Origin of the sequence: Shinella sp. JR1-6 (genome assembly GCF_004284735.1) — a bacterium.
GTDB lineage: Bacteria > Pseudomonadota > Alphaproteobacteria > Rhizobiales > Rhizobiaceae > Shinella.
Genome location: NZ_SHMI01000008.1, coordinates 106500 through 129568, shown reverse-complemented (window position 1 = coordinate 129568; position 23069 = coordinate 106500). Strand labels below are relative to the sequence as shown.

19 protein-coding genes, 1 tRNA gene and 1 riboswitch are annotated in these 23069 nt (G+C 63.5%); of the genes, 18 read left to right on the top strand and 2 right to left on the bottom strand.

Going from position 1 to position 23069, the window contains the following annotated elements; genetic code table 11:
* The first annotated feature begins 18 nt into the window (after window positions 1-18).
* Window positions 19-1740, top strand: a complete 1722-nt coding sequence (locus tag EXZ48_RS16435) for an ABC transporter substrate-binding protein (RefSeq protein WP_024271115.1) — start codon at window positions 19-21, stop codon at window positions 1738-1740.
* Between the two features lie 143 nt (window positions 1741-1883).
* On the opposite strand, the gene EXZ48_RS16430 is transcribed toward EXZ48_RS16435, so the two are convergent.
* Window positions 1884-2513 carry a TetR/AcrR family transcriptional regulator gene (locus EXZ48_RS16430; protein WP_130517089.1) on the bottom strand — a complete coding sequence of 210 codons (630 nt, stop codon included), beginning with the start codon at window positions 2511-2513 and terminating at the stop codon, window positions 1884-1886.
* Between the two features lie 150 nt (window positions 2514-2663).
* On the opposite strand from EXZ48_RS16430, the gene EXZ48_RS35265 reads away from it, so the two are divergent.
* The 17 genes from EXZ48_RS35265 (at window position 2664) to EXZ48_RS16345 (ending at window position 22920) form a co-directional block, all read left to right on the top strand.
* On the top strand, window positions 2664-3173 hold the full coding sequence (locus tag EXZ48_RS35265; protein WP_207900436.1) for an SDR family NAD(P)-dependent oxidoreductase: 510 nt from the start codon (window positions 2664-2666) through the stop codon (window positions 3171-3173).
* Window positions 3174-3245: 72 nt separating this feature from the next.
* Window positions 3246-3572, top strand: coding sequence for a hypothetical protein (locus EXZ48_RS35260; RefSeq protein WP_207900434.1), 327 nt, complete (start codon window positions 3246-3248; stop codon window positions 3570-3572).
* Window positions 3569-4135: a class I SAM-dependent methyltransferase gene (locus EXZ48_RS16420; protein ID WP_130517087.1), complete on the top strand. Its 567-nt coding sequence runs from the start codon at window positions 3569-3571 to the stop codon at window positions 4133-4135. Before EXZ48_RS35260 ends, EXZ48_RS16420 begins: the two co-directional genes overlap by 4 nt.
* A 118-nt stretch (window positions 4136-4253) precedes the next feature.
* Window positions 4254-5528, top strand: coding sequence for an aspartate kinase (locus EXZ48_RS16415; RefSeq protein ID WP_023513159.1), 1275 nt, complete (start codon window positions 4254-4256; stop codon window positions 5526-5528).
* Between the two features lie 86 nt (window positions 5529-5614).
* Window positions 5615-7882: a phosphoenolpyruvate--protein phosphotransferase gene (gene ptsP, locus EXZ48_RS16410; protein WP_050746067.1), complete on the top strand. Its 2268-nt coding sequence runs from the start codon at window positions 5615-5617 to the stop codon at window positions 7880-7882.
* A 23-nt stretch (window positions 7883-7905) separates the two neighbouring features.
* Window positions 7906-8988: a peptide chain release factor 1 gene (prfA, locus tag EXZ48_RS16405; protein WP_130517085.1), complete on the top strand. Its 1083-nt coding sequence runs from the start codon at window positions 7906-7908 to the stop codon at window positions 8986-8988.
* On the top strand, window positions 8985-9857 hold the full coding sequence (gene prmC, locus EXZ48_RS16400) for a peptide chain release factor N(5)-glutamine methyltransferase (RefSeq protein ID WP_130517083.1): 873 nt from the start codon (window positions 8985-8987) through the stop codon (window positions 9855-9857). Before prfA ends, prmC begins: the two co-directional genes overlap by 4 nt.
* Before the next feature lie 330 nt (window positions 9858-10187).
* Entirely contained in the window at window positions 10188-10913 is a 726-nt protein-coding gene (locus EXZ48_RS16390; RefSeq protein ID WP_130517081.1) for a DUF4167 domain-containing protein, read from the top strand.
* A 252-nt stretch (window positions 10914-11165) separates the two neighbouring features.
* A complete protein-coding gene (clpB, locus tag EXZ48_RS16385) occupies window positions 11166-13772 on the top strand; it encodes an ATP-dependent chaperone ClpB (protein ID WP_130517079.1) in 2607 nt (868 codons plus the stop codon).
* A gap of 145 nt (window positions 13773-13917) precedes the next feature.
* A complete protein-coding gene (locus EXZ48_RS16380; protein ID WP_130517178.1) occupies window positions 13918-14577 on the top strand; it encodes a thiamine diphosphokinase in 660 nt (219 codons plus the stop codon).
* 3 nt (window positions 14578-14580) lie between these two features.
* A complete protein-coding gene (locus EXZ48_RS16375) occupies window positions 14581-16410 on the top strand; it encodes an ABC-F family ATP-binding cassette domain-containing protein (RefSeq protein WP_130517077.1) in 1830 nt (609 codons plus the stop codon).
* 130 nt (window positions 16411-16540) lie between these two features.
* Window positions 16541-16786 (top strand): hypothetical protein, encoded by a 246-nt coding sequence (locus EXZ48_RS16370; protein ID WP_023514141.1) that lies wholly within the window; start codon window positions 16541-16543, stop codon window positions 16784-16786.
* A gap of 101 nt (window positions 16787-16887) precedes the next feature.
* Window positions 16888-16965: riboswitch (SAM riboswitch) on the top strand.
* Between the two features lie 60 nt (window positions 16966-17025).
* Entirely contained in the window at window positions 17026-17949 is a 924-nt protein-coding gene (gene metA / locus EXZ48_RS16365; RefSeq protein WP_024271116.1) for a homoserine O-succinyltransferase, read from the top strand.
* 3 nt (window positions 17950-17952) lie between these two features.
* Window positions 17953-18405: a GNAT family N-acetyltransferase gene (locus EXZ48_RS16360; protein WP_130517075.1), complete on the top strand. Its 453-nt coding sequence runs from the start codon at window positions 17953-17955 to the stop codon at window positions 18403-18405.
* Between the two features lie 97 nt (window positions 18406-18502).
* On the top strand, window positions 18503-19519 hold the full coding sequence (locus EXZ48_RS16355; RefSeq protein WP_130517072.1) for an aldose epimerase family protein: 1017 nt from the start codon (window positions 18503-18505) through the stop codon (window positions 19517-19519).
* A gap of 141 nt (window positions 19520-19660) precedes the next feature.
* On the top strand, window positions 19661-21568 hold the full coding sequence (locus EXZ48_RS16350) for a methyl-accepting chemotaxis protein (protein ID WP_130517070.1): 1908 nt from the start codon (window positions 19661-19663) through the stop codon (window positions 21566-21568).
* 341 nt (window positions 21569-21909) lie between these two features.
* Complete coding sequence (locus EXZ48_RS16345) at window positions 21910-22920, top strand: AraC family transcriptional regulator (protein WP_023515114.1); 1011 nt, start codon at window positions 21910-21912, stop codon at window positions 22918-22920.
* A gap of 71 nt (window positions 22921-22991) precedes the next feature.
* On the opposite strand, the gene EXZ48_RS16340 is transcribed toward EXZ48_RS16345, so the two are convergent.
* Window positions 22992-23066: transfer RNA gene (locus tag EXZ48_RS16340), tRNA-Gly, on the bottom strand.
* Window positions 23067-23069: the final 3 nt, after the last annotated feature.

The following is a 23069-nucleotide window of genomic DNA, read 5'->3' as shown; positions in this document are numbered from 1 at the left end:
CCCCAAGGGAGGATCAATATGCGAAAGCAACTTCTGACGACGACGGCAGTCATGCTGCTGGCGTTCACCGGCTCCGCATTCGCGGACATGGATGCCGCGAAGAAATTCCTCGATGCGGAAATCGGCGACCTGTCCACGCTCGACCGTGCCGGCCAGGAAGCGGAAATGCAGTGGTTCGTCGATGCGGCAAAGCCGTTCGCCGGCATGGAGATCAAGGTCGTCTCCGAAACGATCACCACGCATGAATACGAATCGAAGGTCCTTGCGCCGGCCTTCACCGCCATCACCGGCATCAAGATCACCCACGACCTGATCGGCGAAGGCGACGTCATCGAAAAGCTCCAGACGCAGATGCAGTCGGGCGAGAACATCTACGACGCCTATGTCAACGACTCGGACCTGATCGGCACCCATTGGCGCTACCAGCAGGCCCGCTCGCTGACCGATTTCATGGCGAACGAGGGCAAGGACGTCACCAACCCGACGCTCGACCTTGATGACTTCATCGGCAAGTCCTTCACGACCGCGCCTGACGGCAAGCTCTACCAGCTGCCCGACCAGCAGTTCGCGAACCTCTACTGGTTCCGCTACGACTGGTTCAACGACGAGAAGAACAAGGCGGACTTCAAGGCGAAGTATGGCTACGATCTCGGCGTTCCGGTCAACTGGTCCGCTTACGAGGACATCGCCGAGTTCTTCACCGGCCGCGAGATCGACGGCAAGAAGGTCTATGGCCACATGGACTACGGCAAGAAGGACCCGTCGCTTGGCTGGCGCTTCACCGACGCCTGGCTCTCGATGGCCGGCAACGGCGACAAGGGCATTCCGAACGGCAAGCCCGTCGACGAATGGGGCGTCAAGGTCGATGAGAACTCCCGTCCGGTCGGTTCGTGCGTTGCCCGCGGTGGTGACACCAACGGTCCGGCTTCCGTCTACGCCATCCAGAAGTACCTCGATTGGCTGAAGGCCTACGCACCGGCAGCAGCCGGCGGCATGACCTTCTCCGAATCCGGTCCGGTTCCCTCGCAGGGTGAAGTCGCCCAGCAGATGTTCACCTATACGGCGTTCACCGCCGATTTCGTGAAGGAGGGCCTGCCGGTCGTCAATGCGGACGGTACCCCGAAGTGGCGCTTTGCCCCGTCGCCCCATGGCGTCTACTGGAAGGACGGCATGAAGCTCGGCTACCAGGACGTGGGTTCCTGGACGCTCTTGAAGTCGACGCCTGACGATCGCGCCAAGGCCGCCTGGCTCTATGCGCAGTTCGTCGTCTCCAAGACGGTCGACGTCAAGAAGAGCCATGTCGGCCTGACGTTGATCCGTGAATCCTCGATCGCCCACAACTCCTTCACGGAGCGGGCGCCGAAGCTTGGCGGTCTCATCGAGTTCTATCGTTCGCCGGCCCGCGTTCAGTGGTCGCCAACCGGCACGAACATCCCGGACTACCCGAAGCTGGCACAGCTGTGGTGGCAGGCGATCGGCGATGCATCCTCGGGTGCCAAGACCGCGCAGGAAGCCATGGATTCGCTCTGCGCCGAGCAGGAAAAGGTGCTGGAGCGCCTTGAGCGCGCCGGCGTCATGGGCGACATGGGTCCGAAGCTCGCCGAAGAGCACGATCTCGAATACTGGAACAAGGATGCCGTCGCGAAGGGCAACCTTGCGCCGCAGTTGAAGATCGAGAACGAGAAGGAAAAGCCGCTCACGGTCAACTACGACGAACTCGTCAAGAGCTGGCAGAAGTAAGGCGAACCGGCCGCGGGCGATCTTTTTACCCGCGGCCTATCCTTTCTGGCGTTTCCGGCACGGTCGCGATGCGGCCCTGCCGGGCGTGCCGTATCATCCGATCCCCTTTGCCCGCGTGCCGAAAGGTGTGCGGGCCTTTTCGTTCAGCCGAGCCGTTTCACCCAGAGCGTATCGATGATGGAGGGGAAGAGCGTATCCAGCATGTCCGTCTCGCTGGCGCATTCCGCAATGCGGGAAAGCTTCTTGTCGAGCGTCAGGTGGGCAAAGCCGTGCGCCGTCGACCAGATGCCGATCAGCATGGCCTCGCCCTCGGCATCGAGTTCCTCGCCTTCCTTCTGGCCGCGCAGCGCGAGCACGGTTCGCGCGAGTGCATTCCAGGCTGCTCCTGTCTCCTGGTCGAGCGAGGGTTGGTCGTGCAGCAGCATGTCGTGGCGGAACATCAGGTGGAAGCGTCCGGGAAAATCCACGGCAAAGCGCACGTAGGCGGCGCCCTGGGCCTTGAGGCGCTCGGCTGTGCTGCCGGTTTCGCCGGCAGTCGCCAGACGGCGCGCAAGCTCCGCCCAGCCGAGGGCGGCAACTTCGGTGAGAAGGCCGGCGGCGCCACCGAAATGGTGCGAGGGTGCGGCGGGTGAAACCCCGGCCCGCCGGGCCGTTTCGCGCAAAGTGAACCCTTCGAGGCCGCGTTCGGCAAGGAGTTCGTCGGCGGCGCGGATCAGCGCGTCGCGCAGGTCGCCGTGATGGTAGCCGCGCTCGGCAGTTTTTTTCTCGTTCATGGCAGGCCTCACAGATATGTCATCTTTACAGTGTAAAGATTGCGCGCTAGCACAATGTAAACACTGTTCAGATTTCTGCGAGGTATCATAGTGCGTGCAGCCGATGTGGCAATCGCCGAGACGAGGCGGGAACCATGGACCCTTTCGCAGATGCCGGATCAGGCCGGTCGCCTTGCCGTGGTGACCGGCGCCAATAGCGGCCTCGGTTTCCTGACCGTTCGGGAGCTTGCGAGGAGAGGCGCCGACGTGGTGATGACCGCGCGGGATTCGGACCGGGGGGAGCGGGTGCTGACCCGCCTTCGCGCCGAGCTTCCCGGTGCCAAGGTCGTGCTCCGCCGGCTCGATCTTGCCGATCTCGCCAATGTCGCGGCCTTTGCTGACTGGCTCGCCGCCGAGGGCCGGCCAGTCGATCTCCTCGTCAACAATGCCGGTGTCATGATGCCGCCGCGCGGATTGACGCGGCAGGGCCACGAGACCCAGTTCGGCGTCAATCACCTTGCCCATTTTGCACTGACGCTACACCTGCTGCCGCTGCTTTCTGCGGCGCCCGGTGCACGCGTCGTCACCGTCAGTTCCGAGCTGCATCGCCGCGGCCGTATCCATTTCGAGGATATCAAGGGCGAGAAGACCTATGGCCGCCTCGCCTTCTACGCCCAGTAGAAGCTTGCCAACGTACTTTTCGCGCTGGAGCTCGATCGCCGGCTCAAGGCGGCCTGCCTGCCGCTCCTCAGCGTGCTCGCCCATCCCGGTTACTCCAACACCAATCTCCAGACCAATGCGACATCCGGCGCGCTGCGTCTTTTCATGCGTATCGGCAACCGATTCCTCGCGCAGAATGCAGAGCAGGGTGTGCTGAACCAGCTCCATGCGGCAACGGCCGCTGGTCTTCGCGGCGGCGAGTTCATCGGCCCGGATGGGTTTCGCGAGATGCGCGGTGCGCCCTCGCATGTGCATCCGCTGCCTGCCGCGACCGATCCCGCCCTTGCCGCGCGGCTGTGGCGGTTGTCGGAAGACCTTACCGGCCTCATCTTTCCTTCTGTTGTGGAGCACCGGCAATGACCGCCCTGACGATGGACGCCTATCACTTCTTCCGCGCCTGGATGCGCGATCCGCTGCGGGTCGCCTCGGTCACGCCGTCCGGCAAGGCATTGGCGGATCTCATCGTGCGGGAGATCGGGCCGCAGACCGGCCGGGTCATCGAGCTTGGGCCCGGAACGGGCGTCTTCACGCGGGCGCTGCTGCGGCGCGGTGTTGCGGAGGAGGATATCGTCCTCGTCGAAATGGGGGTGGAATTCGCGGCGCTGCTGCAGCAGCGCTTCCCGAAGGCGCAGATCGCCTGCACGGATGCGGCGCGCATCGCCCGGTTCTGCCCCGTGCCCGCGGGTGCGGCGATCAGCGGCCTGCCGCTGCTCTCCATGCGGCCGGAGAAGGTTTTTGCAATCCTGGCCGGCACCTTCGCGCGGCTTGGCGAGGGGGCTTCGCTCTATCAGTTCACGTATGGCCTCCGTTGCCCGGTGCCGCGCGCCGTGCTCGACAGGCTTGGCCTCTCCGCTGTCCGGATCGGGGGCACGCTGCGCAACGTTCCGCCTGCCTTCGTCTACCGGATCGGCCGCAAGGCTTAGATCTACGAAAGACCGTTTGCCGGATTCCATGCATTGCGCAGCGCGGGGTCTTCCGCTAAGAGACCCCGCGGTTTCTCCCGCGCGCTCGCGCGATTATTTGGAATAGCGGTATACACTCATGGCACGCATCGTGATGAAATTCGGCGGAACGTCCGTCGCTGACCTCGACCGTATCCACAATGTAGCCCGCCACGTGAAACGTGAGGTCGATGCCGGCCATGAGGTCGCGGTCGTCGTTTCGGCCATGTCCGGCAAGACGAACGAGCTCGTCGCCTGGGTGCAGAACATGCCGAAGGTCACGGGTGCCAACTCGCCCTTCTACGACGCGCGCGAATATGACGCGATCGTCGCCTCCGGTGAACTCGTCACCGCCGGCCTTCTTGCTATCGCACTCCAGTCGATGGGCATCGATGCCCGATCCTGGCAGGGCTGGCAGATCCCGATCAAGACCGACAACGCCCACGGCGCTGCCCGCATCCTCGACATCGAAGGCGCGGAAATCATTCGCCGCATGGGTACCGGCCAGGTCGCTGTCGTCGCCGGCTTCCAGGGCCTCGGCCCGGACAACCGCGTCGCGACGCTCGGCCGCGGCGGTTCGGACACGTCGGCCGTCGCCATCGCCGCTGCCGTAAAGGCGGATCGCTGCGATATCTATACCGACGTCGACGGCGTCTACACGACGGACCCGCGCATCGAGCCGAAGGCCCGCCGCCTCAAGAAGATCGCCTTCGAGGAAATGCTCGAAATGGCCTCGCTCGGGGCGAAGGTTCTGCAGGTGCGCTCGGTCGAGCTTGCCATGGTGCACAAGGTACGCACCTTCGTTCGTTCCTCTTTCGAGGATCCCGATGCGCCGGGCATGGGCGATCTTCTGAACCCGCCCGGTACGCTGATTTGTGATGAGGATGAGATCGTGGAACAGGAAGTCGTAACCGGCATCGCCTATGCCAAGGATGAAGCGCAGATCTCGCTCCGCCGCGTCGCCGACCGGCCGGGTGTGTCGGCCGCGATCTTCGGCCCGCTCGCCGAGGCGCATATCAATGTCGACATGATCGTCCAAAACATTTCCGAGGACGGCTCGAAGACCGATATGACCTTCACCGTTCCGTTCGGCGATGTGGAGAAGGCGCTCAAGGTTCTCGACGGCGCCAAGGAGAAGGTCGGCTTCGACGTGATCCAGCACGAGACGGGCCTCGTCAAGGTTTCCGTCATCGGCATCGGCATGCGCAGCCATGCGGGCGTTGCCGCCTCGGCTTTCCGCGCGCTCGCCGAGAAGGGCATCAACATCAAGGCGATCACCACGTCCGAGATCAAGATTTCCATCCTGATCGACGGTCCTTATGTTGAACTCGCCGTTCGGACTTTGCATTCCGTCTACGGTCTCGATAAGAAGTAAGGACCGGCCGACTCGGCGCCGATCCATGGGATCGCCGGCGTAGCCCGCGCCGGCGGAGTAACGTCATTTTCGGGAGACGCCACGCGATGAGAGACCTCTCCGCGGGTCCGCGCGTTCTTCTCAAGCGGCTGCGCGAACTCATGGCGGAGCCGCTTGAGCCGCAGGAGCGCCTTGACCAGATCGTGCGCCAGATCGCGCAGAACATGGTCGCGGAAGTGTGTTCCGTCTACGTGCTGCGCTCCGATGGCGTGCTCGAACTCTATGCGACCGAGGGTCTCAATCCCGGTGCCGTCCACCTTGCTCAGCTCAAGATGGGCCAGGGCCTCGTCGGCACGATTGCCGCGTCCGCGCGGCCCCTGAACCTTTCTGACGCGCAATCCCATCCTGCCTTCACATACCTGCCGGAAACGGGCGAAGAGATCTACCACTCCTTCCTCGGCGTTCCTATCTTGCGCACCGGCAGGGCGCTCGGCGTGCTTGTCGTGCAGAACAGGGCGAGCCGCACCTACCGCGAAGACGAGGTGGAGGCGCTCGAAACGACGGCGATGGTGATTGCGGAAATGGTGGCGACCGGCGAGCTGAAGAAGCTCACCAAGCCCGGCCTCGAGCTGGACCTGTCCCGCCCCGTCGCGATCGAAGGGGCGAGCTTCGGTGAGGGTATCGGTCTCGGTTATGTCGTGCTGCACGAGCCGCGCATCGTCGTCACGAACCTTTTGAACGAGGATTCCGAACACGAGCTCGGTCGCCTCGCCGAAGCGCTGGGGTCCTTGCGCATTTCCATCGACGACATGCTGTCGCGCCGCGAGGTGTCGATGGAGGGCGAGCACCGCGAGGTGCTGGAAACCTATCGCATGTTTGCGCATGACCGCGGCTGGGTGAGGAAGCTCGAAGAGGCGATCCGCAACGGCCTGACCGCGGAAGCGGCGGTCGAGCGCGTGCAGAGCGAGACCAAGGCGCGCATGATCCGCCTGACGGACCCGTACCTGCGCGAGCGCATGCACGATTTCGACGATCTCGCCAACCGGCTTCTGCGCCAGCTTACCGGCTATGGTGCGAAACTCTCGGCCAGCAGCTTCCCGAATGATGCGATCGTCGTTGCGCGCGCCATGGGGGCCGCGGAACTGCTCGATTATCCGCGGGAGAACGTGCGCGGCCTGGTGCTCGAGGAGGGCGCCGTCACCAGCCATGTGGTGATCGTCGCGCGCGCCATGGGCATTCCGGTGGTCGGCCAGGCGGCGGGTGCCGTGGCGCTGGCGGAAAACGGCGATCCGATCATCATCGATGGTGACGACGGGCGGGTGCATCTGCGACCGCTGCCGGACCTCCAGCGCTCCTATGAGGAAAAGGTGCGCTTCCGCGCCCGCAGGCAGGAGCAGTACCGGGCGCTGCGCGCTGTCGAGCCCGTCACGAAGGACGGCCGCGCGATCAATCTCCAGATGAATGCGGGTCTGCTCGTCGACCTGCCGCATCTCAATGAATCCGGCGCATCCGGCATTGGCCTTTTCCGCACTGAGCTTCAGTTCATGATCGCCTCGACCATGCCGAAGGCCGAGGAGCAGGAGTCATTCTATCGCAACGTGCTGAAACATGCCGGCGGTCGGCCGGTGACGTTCCGCACGCTCGATATCGGCGGCGACAAGGTGGTGCCCTATTTCCGCGCGGCGGAGGAAGAAAACCCGGCGCTCGGCTGGCGGGCCATCCGCCTGTCGCTCGACCGGCCGGGCCTGCTGCGCACCCAGCTGCGTGCCATGCTGCGCGCTGCGGCGGGCGCCGATCTCCGGCTGATGCTGCCAATGGTGACCGAGGTTTCCGAATTGAAGGAGGTCCGCGACCTCTTGCAGAAGGAAATCCAGCGCCAGTCGAAGATCGGCGAGCAGTTGCCGAAGAAGCTGCAGTTCGGTGCCATGCTGGAAGTGCCGGCATTGCTCTGGCAGCTCGACGAGTTGATGGCGGAGGTTGATTTCGTCTCTGTCGGCTCGAATGATCTCTTCCAGTTCGCCATGGCGGTCGACCGTGGCAATGCCCGCGTCTCCGATCGGTTCGACACGCTCGGCCGGCCGTTCCTGCGAATCCTGCGCGATATCGTGCGCGCCGGCCTGCGCAACGACACGTTGGTGACGTTGTGTGGGGAAATGGCGAGCAAGCCGATCTCGGCCATGGCGCTGCTTGGCATCGGTTTCCGCTCGGTCTCGATGTCGCCGGCAGCGATCGGCCCGGTCAAGTCGATGCTGTTGTCGCTGGATGCGGCGAAACTCGAAGCGGTGCTGACACCGGCGCTCGACGATACCAGGCCGACGGCCTCGGTCCGCCAGATCCTTACTGACTTTGCGGCCGAGCACGGCGTTCCGCTTTGAATTTTTTGACGGGAGTTTGAACGGTGGCGAAGCTTCCCGTTGAAAAGATGCGTGAACTCGAGCGCCGTTTCGGCGAGATCGAGGCGCGCATGTCGGCGGGGCCGGATTCGGAGACCTATGTGCGTCTCGCCTCGGAATATTCCGAGCTCCAGCCGGTCGTGACGAAGATCCGCGAATACCAGAAGGTCAGCGGTGAGATCGCCGATCTCGACGTGCTGCTTGCCGACAAGGCGACGGACCGGGAGATGCGCGACCTTGCGGAAATGGAACTGCCGGAGCTGAAGGAGCAGTTGGAAGGCCTCGAAAAGGAGATGCAGATCCTGCTTCTCCCGAAGGACGCCGCCGACGAAAAGAGCGCGATCCTCGAAATCCGCGCCGGTACCGGCGGTTCGGAAGCTGCGCTTTTCGCCGGCGATCTTTTTCGCATGTATGAGCGGTATGCCGCGGCCCATGGCTGGAAGGTGGAGATCCTGTCTTCCAGCGAAGGCGAGGCTGGCGGTTTCAAGGAAATCATCGCGACGATCACCGGGCGTGGCGTTTTCGCCAAGCTGAAGTTCGAATCGGGCGTGCACCGCGTCCAGCGCGTTCCGGAGACGGAGGCGAGCGGGCGCATCCACACCTCGGCGGCGACCGTCGCCGTGCTGCCGGAAGCAGAAGAGATCGATATCGAGATCCGGCCGGAGGATATCCGTATCGACACGATGCGCTCGTCGGGCGCCGGTGGCCAGCACGTCAACACGACCGACTCGGCCGTGCGTATCACCCACCTGCCGACCGGCCTCATCGTGACGAGTTCGGAAAAGTCACAGCACCAGAACCGCGCCAAGGCCATGCAGGTGCTGCGCTCTCGGCTCTACGACATCGAGCGCCAGCGCGCGGAAAGCGAGCGCTCCGCCGATCGCAAGAGCCAGGTCGGTTCCGGGGACCGCTCCGAGCGTATCCGCACCTACAATTTCCCGCAGGGCCGCGTCACGGATCACCGCATCAACCTGACGCTCTACAAGCTCGACCGCATGATGGTCGGCGAGATCGACGAGGTGGTCGATGCGCTGGTCGCCGACTACCAGGCCGGCCTTCTGGCCCAGCTCGGCGAACAGGGCCGATGAGTGGTACGACGCTTGCCGAGGTCCTGGCCGCGGCGCGGCGCCGGTTGGCCGAAGCGGGGATCGTCGACGCTGCGGGCGACGCGCGAACGCTGCTTGTGGGCTTGCTGGGCCTGACGCCGACATCCTTCATAACGCGGGGTGATCAGCCTTTGGGGGAGGCCGAGCGGCAGACCATTGATGACGCGCTTGTCCGCCGCATCGCACGCGAGCCGGTCCACCGCATCCTTGGCCGCCGGGCCTTCTCGCGACTCGACCTGGTGCTGTCGCCGGAGACGCTGGAGCCGCGGCCGGATACCGAAGTCCTCGTCGATGCGCTGGTGTCGCATGCGGAACGGATCGTGCGCGAGATGGGCGGTTGCCGGATTCTCGACCTTGGAACCGGAACAGGTGCGATCTGTCTTGCCCTTCTGGATCTCGTGCCAGTGGCGACCGGGATCGGCGCCGATCTTTCGGTCGGTGCCCTTGAAACGGCGCGGCGCAATGCCGATATCAATGGCATCGCCGACCGGTTTGAGACGGTCGAGAGCGACTGGTTTGCAGCCGTGACCGGGGTGTTCGACATCATCGTGTCAAATCCCCCCTATATCGTCAGTTCCGTGGTCGAAACGCTGGACGATGAGGTCCGGCTCCACGACCCGATACTGGCACTGGATGGTGGAGACGACGGGCTCGATGCCTATCGCGTAATCGCTGCCGGCGCGGGCGTTCATCTAAAGGAAAACGGCCTGGTGGCCTACGAGATCGGCTACGACCAGAAAGATGCGGTCACGGCCATCATGCGCGAAAGCGGCTTCTCGCGGATCGACGCAATCCAGGATCTTGGCGGCAATGACCGTGTTCTTCTCTTTTCAAAGGCGGCCGCCCTGTAATTTTGCTGCACAAGCGCAGCAAATTCTGCGGCTGCAAAGAAAAGGCTTGGAATCGGGAAGGAAGCGGGCTAGGTTGCGGGCACGCACTGGGCAAGCGGTCATGACACAAAGGATTCGTTCCTGCATGACCCGATCGCGAGGATTGCTCTCTCGAAGAGTTGCTAGGGTTGAAGACTGCCTAGTGCGGGTACCTGTTAATTTGACGTCTTACGGCGACAGGACCACCGACCGGCGTGGTTTGCCCGCGGGTAAGGACGCTTGATCTGGCATGGCCTGATCAAGCGTGCAGACACATGATCATCAAGACACGATACGTTAGGTGAGTGACATATGAGGCCAGGACAGCAAAACAAGCGCGGCCGCGGGCGTAACAACAACAATAATAACAACAATAACAATAACAATAACAACAATAACCACCGCAAGGGTGGCAATCCCCTGACGAGGACCTACGACAGTTCGGGTCCGGACGTGAAGATCAGGGGCACTGCCCAGCATATCGCCGAGAAATATTCAGCGCTTGCCCGGGACGCCCAGAGCGCCGGCGACCGCGTCATGGCGGAAAACTATCTGCAGCATGCCGAACACTACAACCGCATCATCGCAGCCGCTCAGGCGCAGATGCAGGAGCGCTTCCCGCGGGATGAGCGTTCGGACAATGCCGAGCGGACCGACTTCAATGACCGCGATGGTTTCGACCGGGATTCCGACGAATTCGATTCGGCGCCCGTCGATGAGCCCGCACCCGTTGCCGTCGCTGCGCCGGCTCCGGTCGCCAAGGCTCCTGTTGCCAAGGCCCCTGCCGCCAAGGTCCCTGTCGCCGTCGAGCAGCCCGTTATCGATGGCACCGGCCCGCAGCCGGTGATCGAGGGTACGCCGGCTGAAGTTTCGCTCGAAGACGAAGCTGCAGCGCCTGCCACGGGCCGCGCGCCAGCCCGTCGCCGCAGCACGCCCCGCCCGCGCCGTCCGCGCCGCGGCGAGGCCGAGGCTGAGGCTGCCGGTGAGGGCGCACAGCCCGCCGGTGATGCCGCTCCGGCTCTCGAAGCCTCGGAATAACGGCGTTTCGATACGGTAGAGGAACCCGGCCCCGTGCCGGGTTCTTGCGTTTTGCAAGGCGCCTGCGAAAAATCTCGACCGGCGGCCTGACGCTCCCTTTAATTCGGAAAAACCTCCACCATATTCGCTTCAGGCGATTGACCGGTCGCAAGGCCGGGCGGGTCGCATGTATGAAAGGTTCGCCTTGATGGGAGCCTTATCCTGAATCATCGACCGGTGCCTTGATGGGCCGGCCGAGTCCTGGAGGTAATGATGAACATTGAAAAATACTCCGAACGCGTTCGCGGTTTCCTGCAATCCGCCCAGACAAAGGCGCTTGCCGACGGCAACCCGCAGTTCACGCCCGAACACGTCCTGAAAGTGCTGCTCGACGACGACCAGGGCATGGCAACATCGCTGATCGAGCGTGCCGGCGGCAATGCGCGCGAAGCGCGGATCGCCAACGACGCCGCCCTTGCCAAGCAGCCGAAGGTGTCCGGCGGCAACGGCCAGGTCTATCTCTCCCAGCCGCTTGCAAAGGTATTCTCCACCGCCGAAGAGGCCGCGAAGAAGGCCGGCGACAGTTTTGTCACCGTCGAGCGCCTGCTTCTGGCACTTGCGATCGAAAAATCCGCGGCGACGTCCGAGATTCTTGCCAAGGCCGGTGTCACGGCGACCAAGCTCAACCAGGTCATCAACGACATCCGCAAGGGGCGCACCGCCGATACGGCGAGTGCGGAGCAGGGTTTCGATTCGCTCAAAAAGTTCGCCCGTGACCTCACCGCCGATGCGCGCGAAGGCCGGCTCGACCCCGTCATTGGCCGCGACGATGAAATCCGCCGCACGATCCAGGTCCTGTCGCGCCGCACGAAGAACAATCCCGTCCTCATCGGTGAACCCGGCGTCGGCAAGACGGCGATCGCCGAGGGTCTTGCCTTGCGCATCGTCAACGGCGATGTGCCGGAGAGTCTCAAGGACAAGAAGCTGATGGCGCTCGATATGGGCGCGCTGATCGCCGGTGCGAAGTATCGCGGCGAGTTCGAGGAGCGTCTGAAGGCTGTCCTTGCCGAAGTGCAGGCGGAAGACGGCGAGATCATCCTGTTCATTGACGAGATGCACACGCTTGTCGGCGCCGGCAAGGCGGATGGGGCGATGGACGCCTCCAACCTGCTGAAGCCCGCGCTTGCCCGCGGTGAACTGCACTGCGTCGGTGCGACCACGCTCGATGAATACCGCAAGCATGTCGAAAAGGACGCGGCCCTTGCCCGTCGGTTCCAGCCCGTGATGGTGGACGAGCCGACTGTCGAGGACACGATCTCGATCCTGCGCGGCCTGAAGGAGAAGTACGAGCAGCACCACAAGGTCCGGATATCCGATTCGGCTCTCGTTGCCGCCGCGACCCTTTCCAACCGCTACATCACGGATCGCTTCCTGCCGGACAAGGCGATCGACCTGATGGACGAAGCCGCCTCGCGGCTGCGCATGCAGGTCGATTCCAAGCCGGAAGAGCTCGACGAACTCGACCGCCGTATCATTCAGCTGAAGATCGAGCGCGAAGCACTGAAGAAGGAAACCGACCGCTCGTCGCAGGATCGGCTCGAAAAGCTCGAGATCGACCTTGCCGCGCTGGAAGAGGAAGCCTCCGCGCTCACTGCACGTTGGCAGGCGGAAAAGTCGAAACTCGGCCGCGCTGCCGACCTCAAGCGCCAGCTCGACGAGCTGCGCAACGAACTCGCCATCGCGCAGCGCAAGGGTGAGTTCCAGCGTGCGGGCGAGCTCGCCTACGGCATCATCCCGAAGCTCGAAAAGGAGCTGGAGGAGGCTGAAGGTCGCGATGCCGGTGATGTCGATCCGATGGTGCAGGAGGTCGTGACCCCCGACAACATCGCCCATGTGGTCTCCCGCTGGACGGGCATCCCCGTGGACAAGATGCTGGAGGGCGAGCGCGACAAGCTCCTGCGCATGGAGGACGAACTCGGCAAGTGGGTCGTCGGGCAGGGCGACGCCGTTCAGGCAGTCTCCCGTGCCGTGCGTCGCGCGCGTGCCGGCCTTCAGGATCCGAACCGGCCGATCGGCTCGTTCATCTTCCTCGGCCCGACCGGCGTCGGCAAGACGGAGTTGACCAAGGCGCTCGCCCGCTTCCTCTTCGACGACGAGACGGCGATCCAGCGCATGGACATGTCGGAATACATGGAGAAGCACTCGGTGGCCCGGCTGATCGGCGCGCCTCCCGGTTATGTCGGCTATGAGGAAGGCGGTGCGCTCACCGAATCCGTTCGCCGCCGGCCTTATCAGGTCGTGCTGTTCGACGAGATCGAGAAGGCGCATCCTGACGTCTTCAACGTGCTCCTGCAGGTCCTCGACGACGGCCGTTTGACCGATGGCCAGGGCCGCACCGTGGACTTCCGCAACACGATGATCATCATGACCTCCAATCTCGGCGCGGAATATCTTACCGCGCTCGGCGAGAACGAGGACAGTGACAGCGTGCGCGACCAGGTCATGGATGTGGTGAAGATGGCATTCCGGCCTGAGTTCCTGAACCGGGTGGACGAGATCATCCTGTTCCATCGCCTCAAGCGGTCGGAAATGGGCGCGATCGTCGATATCCAGCTGGCCCGGCTGCGCAAGCTCCTGGTCGATCGCAAGATCGTTCTCGACCTTGACGAGGAGGCTGTGCACTGGCTGGCCGAAAAGGGGTATGATCCGGTCTATGGTGCACGCCCCCTGAAGCGCGCGATCCAGAAGCATCTTCAGGATCCGTTGGCGGAAAAGATCCTCGCCGGCGACATCCCCGACGGTTCGACCGTCAAGGTGACCGCCGGTTCCGACCGGCTGCTCTTCTCCCCGCGGGGTGCCGCGGTGAGCAACGCCGCCTGATACGGCTACGATCCTTATAAAATCGAAGCGCGGGTTCTGCCCGCGCTTCTTGCGTTTCATGTCCCTCCTGCTGGCTGCTCCCTGTCTTCGAATGCAAAATCTTTCCCTTTCTGGGGAACATGCGCTAAGGGCATCAGCCATGACCATGCCGGTATCGACAGACCCGAAATTCGTCGTCCTTCTAGGAGGCGCACTCGCCGTGACGCCGCGTCTTCGCGCGGACGTGGCGGGCGCGCGCGTTATTGCGGCGGATGGCGGCATGCGGCACGCGCAAAGCCTCGGCGTTGTGCCCGAACTCTGGGTGGGCGATTTCGATTCGACCTCGCCGGAGCTTGTCGCCGCCTGGCCGCAGGTCGAGCGCCAGCCCTATCCCGCTGCCAAGAACGAAACCGACGGGGCGCTTGCCGTTGCGGTCGCGACCGAGCGCGGGGCGCATACTATCCTGCTTGCCGGCGCACTCGGCGGGGAGCGCAGCGACCATGCGCTGATGCATCTCCTGCACGCCGTCTTCCTGGAAGAGCAGGGCTCTACCATCAAGCTCACGTCGGGCGAGGAGGAGGCCTGGCCACTGCTGCCGGGCCGCCGCGCCATTGATCTTCCGAAAGGCAGCCTCTTCTCCATTCTCGGCCTTGCCCCGCTTTCGGGCCTCACCATCGACAATGCGCGCTATCCGCTGAAGGACTTTTCGCTGCCCTTCGGTTCGTCGCGCACCATTTCCAATGTGGCGGAAGGTCCGATCCGCCTTTCGCTTGCGACCGGCCGCGCCATTCTCATCGCCCGGCCCTACGACCTTTCAGGAGCCTGACCCTTGGCACCGCCTATTCTCAAACTCGACGACATTTTCCTCAGCTTCGGCGGCACGCCGCTGCTTGCCGGCGCCAGCTTGCAGGTGGAGCCGGGCGACCGCATCTCTCTCGTCGGCCGCAACGGTTCGGGCAAGTCGACGCTGATGAAGATCGCCGCCGGCCTTGCCGAAGCGCAGTCCGGCGAGGTCTTCCGCCATCCTTCCGCGACGATCCGCTACCTGCATCAGGCGCCGGATTTCGACGGCTACGACACGGTTGCGGCCTATGCGGAGGCGGGCCTCGGGCCGAGCGACGATCCCTATCGCGTCACCTATCTGCTCGAACATCTGGGGCTCAACGGCAGCGAGGATCCCAAGTCGCTGTCGGGCGGCGAGGCGCGCCGGGCGGCGCTGGCCCGGGTGATGGCGCCCGAACCGGATATTCTCCTCCTCGACGAGCCGACCAACCATCTCGACCTTCCGACCATCGAATGGCTGGAAGGCGAGTTGCAGTCGACCCGCTCGGCCCTCGTCGTCATCTCGCACGACCGTCGTTTCCTCGAAAAGGTGTCCAATGCCACCGTCTGGCTCGATCGCGGCCAGTCGCGGCGGCTCAACCGCGGCTTCGGTCATTTTGAGGCCTGGCGCGACGAGGTGCTGGAGGCCGAGGAACTGGAGCAGCACAAGCTGGGCAAGGCGATCGAGCGCGAGGAGCACTGGCTGCGTTACGGTGTTACCGCCCGGCGCAAGCGCAACATGCGCCGCCTCGGTGCGCTTCACGATCTGCGCGCCCGCTATCGCGGCCACAAGGGGCCACAGGGGAGCGTACAGGCCAGCGCTTCCGATGCGCAGGAATCCGGCAAGCTGGTCATCGAGGCGGAAAAGATCACCAAGACCTATGGCGAGCGCACAATTGTCGCGCCGTTCTCGATCCGCGTCCACCGCGGCGACTGTATCGGTCTCGTCGGCCCGAACGGTGCGGGCAAGACGACGCTGCTCAAGATGCTCACCGGCGAGCTCGAGCCCGACAGCGGCACGGTGAAACTCGGCACGAACCTGGAAATCGCCACGCTCGACCAGCGTCGCGAGGACCTGAATCTCGACGACACGCTTGCCCATTATCTCACGGACGGGCGCGGCGAGACGCTGCTCGTCAATGGCGAGCAGCGGCACGTCACCGGCTACATGAAGGAGTTTCTGTTCCAGCCCGAGCAGGCCCGCACACCCATCCGCAACCTTTCAGGCGGTGAGCGTGCGCGCCTGATGCTGGCACGCATCCTGTCGCGGCCGACGAACCTTCTCATCCTCGACGAGCCGACCAACGACCTCGACATCGAGACGCTCGATCTGTTGCAGGAAATCGTCGCCGGTTTTGCCGGCACCGTGCTGCTCGTCAGCCACGACCGCGACTTCCTCGACCGCACCGTAACCTCGACCATCGCGCCGACCGACCCGGAAAACCCGGATGGCCGCTGGATCGAATATGCCGGCGGCTATTCCGACATGATGGCGCAGCGTCGCGGCGCAATCGAGGAGAAACGCAAGGCGGAAAAGGCCGAGAAGGCGAGGGCCGCCGAGACGTCATCCGCCGCGGCCCCGGCGGAAAGCAAGGGTAAGGCAAAGCTCTCCTACAAGCAGAAATTCGCCCTCGAGAACCTGCCGAAGGAAATGGAGAAGGCGGAGAAGGAGATCGCCGCGCGCGAGGCGAAGATGGCCGACCCGGCCCTCTTCACCAAGGATCCCGCCACCTTCAACAAGCTGGCGGCGGAGATGGAGAAGCTGCGCCATTCGCTGACGGCGATGGAAGAGGAATGGCTGGAGCTGGAGATGCTGCGCGAGGAGCTGGAGGGCTAGGAAACCTTGAAATCAGGAATGTCGGCGCCGTGTTCCATCCGAAACAGCGCTGCGTCCTGGTCCATGAGACAGTCTGATCACTGGATGAGAGGAGTTCATCCTGTAACCCGAAAGAGATCAGGAGAGTCCCATGCGCAAGTTCATCATCTCGGCCGTCGTCGCCGTCGTCGCAGCCGTTTCCTTCGCCGCCCCGTCCGAGGCCGGTTACTATGGCTACGGCCACAAGAGCTACGGCTGGAAGAGCTATGGCCACGGCCACCACGGCTACAGGAAGCACTATCGCGTCAAGCGCCACTATGGCCACTATGGCCATCGCTGGGGCGGCGACTGGGGCGGCAAGGTCTACTACAAGAAGCGCTACTACAGCTACTACTGAGCTGCCCGACTTCTCTCAAGCAGCAAGGCCTGGATGCCAGCCGCATCCGGGCCTTGCCCGTTTCCGGGCATGGATTGATTCGTGGCGCAAGGAGCGCTATTTAAACGCCTCGTGGTGATTTGGCCGGCCGGCTTGCAGCCACGTTAAACAAGTCGCTAAAGGGCCGCGCGAGGAAAAACCTTCCGTGGGCCGGTTGCGACACTGTTGCGGCCGGTTTTTGTTTTTCGATCGAGTGACACATGCCCATCAAGATTCCCGATACGCTCCCCGCCTTCGAAACCCTCGTTCACGAGGGCGTGCGGGTGATGACCGAGACGGTGGCGATCCGGCAGGATATCCGCCCCTTGCAGATCGGGCTTCTCAATCTCATGCCGAACAAGATCAAGACAGAAGTGCAGATGGCGCGCCTCGTCGGCGCCTCGCCGCTGCAGGTCGAGCTGTCGCTGGTGCGCGTCGGCGGCCACCGGGCGAAGAACACGTCGGAAGAACACCTGCTTGCCTTCTACGACACGTGGGAAGAGGTGCGGCATCGCAAGTTCGACGGCTTCATCATCACCGGCGCGCCGATCGAGCTGCTGGATTATGAGGACGTCACCTATTGGGACGAGATGAAGCAGATCCTCGACTGGACGAAGACCAATGTCCACTCGACGCTCAATGTCTGCTGGGGCGCCATGGCGGCGATCTACCATTTCCACGGCGTGCCGAAGCACACGCTGGAGGAAAAGGCCTTCGGCGTCTACCGTCATCACAATCGCAAGCCTTCCTCGGTCTATCTCAACGGCTTCTCCGATAATTTCGAGGTGCCGGTCTCGCGCTGGACGGAGATCCGCATCGAGGATATCCGGGCGGTGCCGGAGCTCGACATCCTGCTTGATTCCGACGAGACGGGTGTCTGCCTCGTGCGGGAGCAGGCTGGAAACCGCCTCTACATCTTCAACCATGTGGAATATGATTCCACCTCGCTCGCCGACGAATATTTCCGCGATGTCTCGGCCGGTGTGCCGATCAAGCTGCCGAAGAACTATTTCCCGCATAACGATCCGTCGTTGCCGCCGCAGAACCGCTGGCGCGGCCATGCACATCTGCTCTTCGGCAACTGGATCAATGAAATCTACCAGACCACGTCCTATGACCTGGAAAAGATCGGAACAGGAGCCTGACCCATGAGCGGTGTCGTCATTCGCCCATTGCACAAGGATGATGAAGGCGAATGGCGGCGCCTGTGGACCGCCTATCTCGCATTCTACGAGACGGTGCTGCCGGAAGAGATCTACGCCACCACCTTTGCCCGGCTGACGGGCGAGGGGGCGGAGGGCGAATATCGCGGCCTCCTCGCCACGCTCGACGGCAAGCCCGTCGGCCTTGCGCATTACCTGTTCCACCGCTCCTGCTGGACGGTCGGCAATGTCTGCTACCTGCAGGACCTCTTCGCCGATCCTGGCGTGCGCGGCTCCGGCATCGGCCGGGCGCTGATCGAGGGCGTCTATGCCAAGGCGAGGGAAGCAGGCTCGCCCGAGGTCTACTGGATGACGCAGGAGTTCAATGCGACGGCGCGCCAACTCTATGATCGCATCGCCGAAAAGACCCCCTTCATCATCTACCAGAAGTCCTTCTGAGCAGGGTGACAGAAAAGTCATACTTTTCGATTGCGAATGGAGGGGAATTGCAGCAGGTTGCCGTGCGAGACCGGGCGACCAGCGAAGGAGAGCGGGTGTGGGCAGCCGAAATGAAATCTTCGGGCGATTGGAGAACGGCGAACCGGTCGAGCGCATCCGTCTTGCCAGCGGCGGACTGAAGGCGCATGTCCTCACCTGGGGCGCCGTCATTCAGGATCTGCGGCTCGAAGGGCATCCCGCGCCACTGGTTCTCGGTTTCGAGGACCTTGCCGGCTATCTCGACCACTCGCCCTATTTCGGGGCGACGCCCGGCCGTTGCGCCAACCGTATCAAGGGTGGGCGCTTCTCGATCGACGGCGTGGATTTCCAGCTTGAATGCAACGAAGGTGGCGTCACCCATCTGCACGGCGGTAGCGATGGCATCGCCCGACAGAACTGGCGGATTGCCGCACAAGGTCCGGACTTCGTCACCCTGTCGATGATCGATCCAGCCGGCCGCGCGGGCTATCCCGGCACCTGTGCCATTTCCTGCACCTACCGGCTTGCCGGTGACGGCGTGCTCTCCGTCGTCTACGAGGCGACGACGGATGCGCCGACCCCCGTCAACCTCTGCCAGCACAGCTATTTCAACCTCGACGGCGGGGCAGATGCGCTCGGCCATGAGATTCGTCTTGCGGCGGAGCACTACCTGCCCGTTGACGAAAGGTTGATACCGACCGGTGACGTTCGCCCGGTCGCCGGCACGCCCTTCGATCTGCGGCAATGGACGCCGCTGGACCGGCAGATGCAGGACGGCGGGATCGCCTTCGACCATAATTTCTGCCTCTCGTCTGAGCGGCAGGCGAAACGGCCGGTGATCGAGGTCCGTAGCCCGCAGTCCGGTGTTTCGCTGGCGGTGCTGACCACCGAGCCGGGTGTGCAGCTCTATAGCGGTGCCCATGTCGCCCCGGCCGCTCCGGGGCTGGAGGGCCGCCGCTACGGGGCTTTCGCCGGTTTCTGCCTCGAAACCCAGGTCTGGCCGGATGCCGTCAACCATGGCCATTTCCCGAATGCCGTTCTCCGGCCCGGTGAAACGTTGCGGCAGGAGACGGATTACATTTTCCGCAAGGGGTGAAATCCTAGATTGTGGTGCCGGAAGGCAATAAAATCGAAACCTTTGTGCCTGAAAAACCAATCTCAGGACCCGGCATGATGCGGGGTTGTGCGGGATTGAACGCGCCAGGACAGCGCCGGTCGCCCTCAGGGGACGTTGTCCATGAAAATCTCGGATCTCTCCATTTCCAGAAAAGTTGGTCTTCTCGTGCTCTTGATGGGCATCGCCGCCGGCACGATCGCTGCTGTCGGAGGCGGGGGTCTGCGGGCACTCGGCGCGGCGTTTCAGGACACCGGCGGACGGGAGGAAGTGGCGCGGGAAGCCATGGACCTGCGCATCGACGTCATCGCGATCAGCCGCATGACCTACCAACTGGCGCTTGCACCGGAAAAGGCCGCAGACTTTGCCGCCGAGACGGAAAAGCGCGCCAAGGAAATGCTCGATCGCCTGCCGAAGATCGCCTCGACTGCCGATGCGGAGGAGGCAAAGCTGCTCGATGGCGTGCGCGCATCGCTGGCGCCCTATTTCGAAGATATCCGGGCCATGGTGGCCGTTGCCGGCTCGCCGCAGGGCCAGGACCGTGCCGTCATGCTAGCCGCGCTCGACAAGGCGCTGGAGGGGCAGAAGGCCGTTACCGTTGCGCTCAAGCTCTACACTACCCATTCGGCCGAAACGCTTTCGCAATCGCGCGCCGATGCCATCGCGCGCTCGACGACGACGCAGGTCGTGCTTCTGGCCACTGCCTTCATCTGTATCGTCGCGGGTATGCTGCTCAGCACGCTGCTCGCCCGCACCGGCATCGTCCGCCCGATCCAGCTTCTGACCGGCGTGATGTCCAATCTTGCGGCCGGCAAGCTTGACGACGCCATTCCCTGCACGGAGCGCAAGGACGAGATCGGCGCCATGGCGCGCACGCTCGATGTCTTCCGCGCCAACGAAGCGCATATGCGCGAGATGGAGGTGCAGGAAGCTGCCCTGCAGACACAGAGCAGGGACCTGCAGTCGAATATCAGCACGATCGTGGCCGCCGCCGCAGCGGGCGACTTCACCCGCCGCATCACCAAGGCCTATGAGGACGAGGACCTTCGCCGCTTCGCCGCCGGTGTCAACGAACTGGTCGAGAATGTCGACCGGGGCGTCAGCGAAGTGCGCCGCGTGATCGCCTCGCTCTCCCATGCCGACCTGACGCAGGAAATGGCCGGCCATTTCCAGGGCGATTTCGCGGAGCTCCAGGCGAATGTCAACGGCGCCATGCTGACGCTGCGCAGCACGATGACAGGCATCCTCTCCACTGCCGGCACCATTACCGGCAATTCACGCGAGCTTTCGGCCGCCGCTGACCAGCTCGCCCATCGCACGGAGCAGCAGGCGGCCTCGCTGGAGGAAACCGCTGCCGCGCTCGAGGAAATCACCACGACGGTGAAGACCTCGACGACCCGTGCGCTCGAAGCCTCCGAGATTGTGCGCGAGACCAAGCACAGCGCGGAAAAGTCCGGCGGCATCGTGCAGGACGCCATCGATGCCATGGGGCGCATCGAGCAGTCGTCGCAGAAGATCAACCAGATCATCTCCGTCATCGACGAGATCGCCTTCCAGACGAACCTCCTGGCGCTGAACGCCGGCGTCGAGGCTGCCCGTGCGGGCGAGGCAGGCCGCGGCTTTGCGGTCGTCGCCCAGGAAGTGCGCGAGCTCGCCCAGCGCTCGGCCAATGCTGCCAAGGAGATCAAGACGCTGATCAACGCTTCGGCAGGCGAGGTGAAGGGTGGCGTGGCGCTGGTGCTGTCGACCGGTGACGTGCTCTCGGAAATCAAGGACCTCGTCAATCGCGTCAACGACCATGTCGTCTCGATTACCCGGGCGGCACAAGAACAGTCTGCGGCGCTCGGCGAGATCAACACAGCCGTCAACCAGATGGACCAGATGACCCAGCAGAACGCTGCGATGGTGGAGGAGACGACGGCGGCGAGCCAGGTGCTTGCCAACGAAGCCGCCCAGCTCCAGGCTGCGCTCTCGCAATTCCACATCGGCGACGGCCGCGACAGCGCCACCTACCAGCGCCGAGCCGCGTAAGGTCTTTCCGTATCACACGCCCAAGGGCCAGCGACCGGGATCGGTCCTGGCCCTTTGTCCTTGTCGGGGCGCTGGACGGCTTCTTCAGGCCGTCCCAGAGGGCACTGCTCGTGTTGTTTGCGTTCGGCGTGATGCTCGTCCACATGTTTCCTGTGCACTGGCTCGGTGGGCCGGAAACAGGGAAAGAGCGGATATCGAAACCTCGGCTTGCAGACCCACCGGTCGGCAAATCCGCGCCACGATCGCACCTTCGTCGTGTCCTCAATCGCGTTTGAGGTCGCCCTTGACCGCGATTGGCATCATGATGATCGCCAACAACGCCAACGGATTCGTGCTGCCCCGTGCTCTTCGTTCCCCTGCCTTTCGTCGTCGCCCTCCTGCTCCTCTCCCGCTTCGTCGCGCTCCTGCGCCAGCAGGATGGCGGCAATCGGCCGTTTCTGGCCTTGATCGCCCTCTGCATCCTGCAGTCGGTCGCCGTTGGCCTGCGCTGGGGCTATGATGTGTCGGCGGCGCGATATGTCCTGCCCGTGCTGGCGGGTGGCCTGCCGCCGCTGGTGCTGGCGAGCTTTCAGAGCTTGATCCACCGCGACCGGGCGGAGATTCCCTGGCTCAATGCTGCGCCGCCGGTGCTCATCCTCGCCCTTCTGGTGTTTGCGCCCTATCTCATCGATGGCGCACTCGTCGTCATCTTCGTTGGCTACGCCATCATCCTGCTGCGGCTCGCCTATGCCGGGCCCGACGGGTTGGACGAGGCGCGGCTCGATGGCGCCGCCGGCGCCCACAAGGCGCTTCTGATTGCTGCGGGTTCGCTTTGCCTCTCTGCCTCTTTCGATATTGCCGTACTGCTCGATTTCGAATGGAGCCGGGGCGAGAACGTGCCGATGCTCGTCGGCAATGCCAATCTGCTCGTCCTCTTCCTTGTCGGTGTCACTGCGACGGTCGCAGCACGCGCCCATGCCCTGCCGTCTGCTCCCGAGGAAAGGGACGAGGGTAGCGGGACGAACGAGCGGGACCGAGACGTGATGGAGCGGATTGATCGGCTTCTCTCGGAGCAGAAACTGTTCCGTGACGAAAATCTGACGCTTGCGCGCCTTGCCCGACGGGCGAGCGTTCCGGCCCGGCAGATTTCCGGTGCGATCAACCGTCTGACCGGCAGGAATGTCTCGCAATACATCAATGATTTCCGCATCGCCGAGGCCTGCCGGCTGCTGCGCGACACCGATATGCCGGTGATTTCGGCCATGCTCGAATCAGGCTTCCAGACCAAATCGAACTTTAATCGAGAATTCCGTCGGGTCACCGCCCGCAGCCCCGCCACCTGGCGCGCCGAAAACCGGCCACCATCGCCGTGAGCCAGCTGATATTCTCATTGGGGAAAACACAAAAGCCCCGGCGAACCGAGGCTTTGGACCATTTGGAAGAATGGAGCGGGTGAAGCGATTCGAACGCTCGACCCCAACCTTGGCAAGGTTGTGCTCTACCCCTGAGCTACACCCGCTCA

Bases quoted from the DNA above. Each gene is read 5' to 3' on its own strand.
- EXZ48_RS16435 (WP_024271115.1), top strand. From the start codon at position 19: ATGCGAAAGCAACTTCTGACGACGACGGCAGTCATGCTGCTGGCGTTC.
- EXZ48_RS16430 (WP_130517089.1), bottom strand. From the start codon at position 2,513: ATGAACGAGAAAAAAACTGCCGAGCGCGGCTACCATCACGGCGACCTG.
- EXZ48_RS35265 (WP_207900436.1), top strand. From the start codon at position 2,664: ATGCCGGATCAGGCCGGTCGCCTTGCCGTGGTGACCGGCGCCAATAGC.
- EXZ48_RS16420 (WP_130517087.1), top strand. From the start codon at position 3,569: ATGACCGCCCTGACGATGGACGCCTATCACTTCTTCCGCGCCTGGATG.
- EXZ48_RS16415 (WP_023513159.1), top strand. From the start codon at position 4,254: ATGGCACGCATCGTGATGAAATTCGGCGGAACGTCCGTCGCTGACCTC.
- ptsP (WP_050746067.1), top strand. From the start codon at position 5,615: ATGAGAGACCTCTCCGCGGGTCCGCGCGTTCTTCTCAAGCGGCTGCGC.
- prmC (WP_130517083.1), top strand. From the start codon at position 8,985: ATGAGTGGTACGACGCTTGCCGAGGTCCTGGCCGCGGCGCGGCGCCGG.
- EXZ48_RS16390 (WP_130517081.1), top strand. From the start codon at position 10,188: ATGAGGCCAGGACAGCAAAACAAGCGCGGCCGCGGGCGTAACAACAAC.
- clpB (WP_130517079.1), top strand. From the start codon at position 11,166: ATGAACATTGAAAAATACTCCGAACGCGTTCGCGGTTTCCTGCAATCC.
- EXZ48_RS16380 (WP_130517178.1), top strand. From the start codon at position 13,918: ATGCCGGTATCGACAGACCCGAAATTCGTCGTCCTTCTAGGAGGCGCA.
- EXZ48_RS16370 (WP_023514141.1), top strand. From the start codon at position 16,541: ATGCGCAAGTTCATCATCTCGGCCGTCGTCGCCGTCGTCGCAGCCGTT.
- metA (WP_024271116.1), top strand. From the start codon at position 17,026: ATGCCCATCAAGATTCCCGATACGCTCCCCGCCTTCGAAACCCTCGTT.
- EXZ48_RS16360 (WP_130517075.1), top strand. From the start codon at position 17,953: ATGAGCGGTGTCGTCATTCGCCCATTGCACAAGGATGATGAAGGCGAA.
- EXZ48_RS16350 (WP_130517070.1), top strand. From the start codon at position 19,661: ATGAAAATCTCGGATCTCTCCATTTCCAGAAAAGTTGGTCTTCTCGTG.